Raw genomic sequence first — 2,347 nt, 5'->3', positions numbered from 1 at the left:
TAATCTGAGTAAATCGCCATTTATTAACTGTTTTACAATTTACAGGTTYATTAATYACAAATTAGGTAGAAATCACCTATTATTTCCATTTYAAATGGGATATAATTATTTTAATATTCAGAAAGGGGGATCGTAATATGACAAAGAAAATTAAACTTTTTGTATCTGCTTTATGCCTTTCAGTAGTTTTCGTTGCACCAAGCGTATCTGCAGGCGGGTTAAGTGATACAAATTTTGGGCCTTGGACAGGATGCAGTGGAAATAAGCCTTGTTATGACAATGACTAAATTGAAGATAATTTTAATTATTAGTAGAAAGAGCAGCCAACGTTTTATTGGCTGTTTTTTTGTGCATTTTATATCGCTGCGTTATTGCAAATTCCTATCTATCAGTGGACATTTTTCTTCTGGTTCAACACCTTATGTGTCAATAATCCGATTCTTGTTCAGCACAACTCATACACCAAACGCCCTCWTCCGAATCTAAATGATATCCCGTACTTTCTAGTCGATTTCAATGTTGCACATTAMACAATTGTCTTTATGACTTTCATTRCGATGTCTCCTCCTGATTCGCTGTATATGTCAACACTTCAATAAGTCTTGTTCAACTAACGGGTGCTTTAGTAAAAATCTTTGGGCTATACTGTGGAGATTAACTGGAATATTAACGAAGTAATTTTTTATAAATAGGACTCCAGACGTAGTTATAAACAGAACTTCGGACCCGCTATTATAAAACACTTCTCATGTATCATCGAAGCTAAGATAATTAAAGGAGTGGGAATTATTTATAATGGAAACGCATTTAATAGTAAATAGCATTAATGGAGTAGTAGGAGGAGGAGTAGAAACATATGAGGTCGGAAATAGCTGATAAAACTTATTTCACTAAAGGCTGGGGCTATGTTGCAGCTCTTGCACTGTTACCGTATGCGATTTTAAAATCGCTTTGGGCATGGGGATCAACGGTAGGACTTACAACAAAACAAGCTGTACAAAATGTAGCAGGGTTAGGTGATACATTAAAGGAAGGACCTGCTTTTCTGTATACATTATATAACATCGGAATAGACTTCACAGCTATTTTAGCGATACTGGCATCTTTATTTGCTTTAGCTCTAGTGACTTCCTGGGGGGAGAAGCTATCAAAAAGGTTATTAATTATATCTGGATGGTCAGTTGGGGTATTGACAGTTCTAATTTGCTTCTTGACTGCTCTTCAATTTTTAGGAGTGCTTCCAAAAGGAGACACCGAAGGGTTAGCCATATGGGTGTATGTGGTAACGTACGGAGGATTGTTCTTGTGGGGAKTAACTGTATTTATAGCGACTCTGTCTTTCCAGCATCGAGTTAAAAACAAACAGTCGATACATTAGAAGTAATAGGAATTATACCTGGGGAATAATAGTTCTTTTCTTCAACTAACGGGTGCTTTAGTCAATATAGAGCAACGTCATTTAATGACGTTRCTCCTTTTATTTAAAAGTACTTCTGATAATATTCTTTCCGTAACCTTCCACTTAGTTGAGCGTAAATTCGGGTAGTTTCRCTCTTCTCGTGACCCAGTAGACTTTGAATGACTTCAATKGGTGCTCCATTATTCAAYAGATGAGTAGCATAGCTGTGTCTGAGTTGATGTGGATGGATCTCTTTATTAATTCCWGCACGATTTGAAATCCTCTTGATGATGTAYCTCATTTGRGCGACACTCATTATATGGGGGTGTCTTTCAGTGACAAAGATGGCTGGGTCATTGTCAGTKCGACTGTCCATAWAGCGTTTAAGCCATATGTCGCACCGTATATTAAAATAAACTTCCCTCTCCTTATCGCCTTTTCCTCTGACTATTGCAGATCGATTGGACCAATTAATATGGTTCTTTTCTAACGAACGATTTCTCCGATCCGACAACCCGTCGAAAACATTAACTCAAAGATTGCTTTTTCAATTGGTAAATGACAGGCTTCAMGCAAAAGTTCGATTTCCATTTCGGTTAAATACTTGGGTATCCGYTTGCCCACTTTCGGTTCTTTAATTTTCGCAGCTGGATTCTTAAGTATGTTGCCTTCTTCATGGGACCAWCGRAATAAYGATTTYAGAAATCGGATTCTATGTGCAAGACTGGCTGGTTTTAAATGCTTCCCTGAAATCGYAAGGTATTCTTTCAATTGAATTGTGTCCAGAGTTGTTATTTCAATATCCWTAAAATATTCAATAAGTAAWGACAATTGGAGCCGATAAGCCTTTAATGTCTGTGGAGAAAAGCCTTCAATCCTTTTATCAGATTCAAATGCTTCCCATGCTTTTGACAGTAGCAATTTTGTTCCCCCTCAAAAAAGTATCGT

General features: G+C 37.0%; 2 protein-coding genes and 1 pseudogene. 2 read left to right on the top strand and 1 reads right to left on the bottom strand.

Going from position 1 to position 2,347, the window contains the following annotated elements:
* The first annotated feature begins 137 nt into the window (after nucleotides 1-137).
* Together AC1DSL_RS17340 and AC1DSL_RS17335 are read left to right on the top strand one after the other, a co-directional pair.
* Complete coding sequence (locus tag AC1DSL_RS17340) at nucleotides 138-287, top strand: hypothetical protein (protein WP_477533176.1); 150 nt, start codon at nucleotides 138-140, stop codon at nucleotides 285-287.
* 569 nt (nucleotides 288-856) lie between these two features.
* On the top strand, nucleotides 857-1,378 hold the full coding sequence (locus AC1DSL_RS17335) for a hypothetical protein (protein ID WP_477533175.1): 522 nt from the start codon (nucleotides 857-859) through the stop codon (nucleotides 1,376-1,378).
* A gap of 103 nt (nucleotides 1,379-1,481) precedes the next feature.
* On the opposite strand, the pseudogene AC1DSL_RS17330 reads toward AC1DSL_RS17335, so the two are convergent.
* Nucleotides 1,482-2,320 (bottom strand): annotated as a pseudogene (locus tag AC1DSL_RS17330) (tyrosine-type recombinase/integrase).
* Nucleotides 2,321-2,347: the final 27 nt, after the last annotated feature.

It is taken from the genome of Paenisporosarcina sp. P4_D4, assembly GCF_056401835.1.
Note: the sequence above shows the minus strand (reverse complement) of the source record. Positions and strands in the feature narration are given on the sequence as shown.

Bases quoted from the DNA above. Each gene is read 5' to 3' on its own strand.
- AC1DSL_RS17340 (WP_477533176.1), top strand. From the start codon at position 138: ATGACAAAGAAAATTAAACTTTTTGTATCTGCTTTATGCCTTTCAGTA.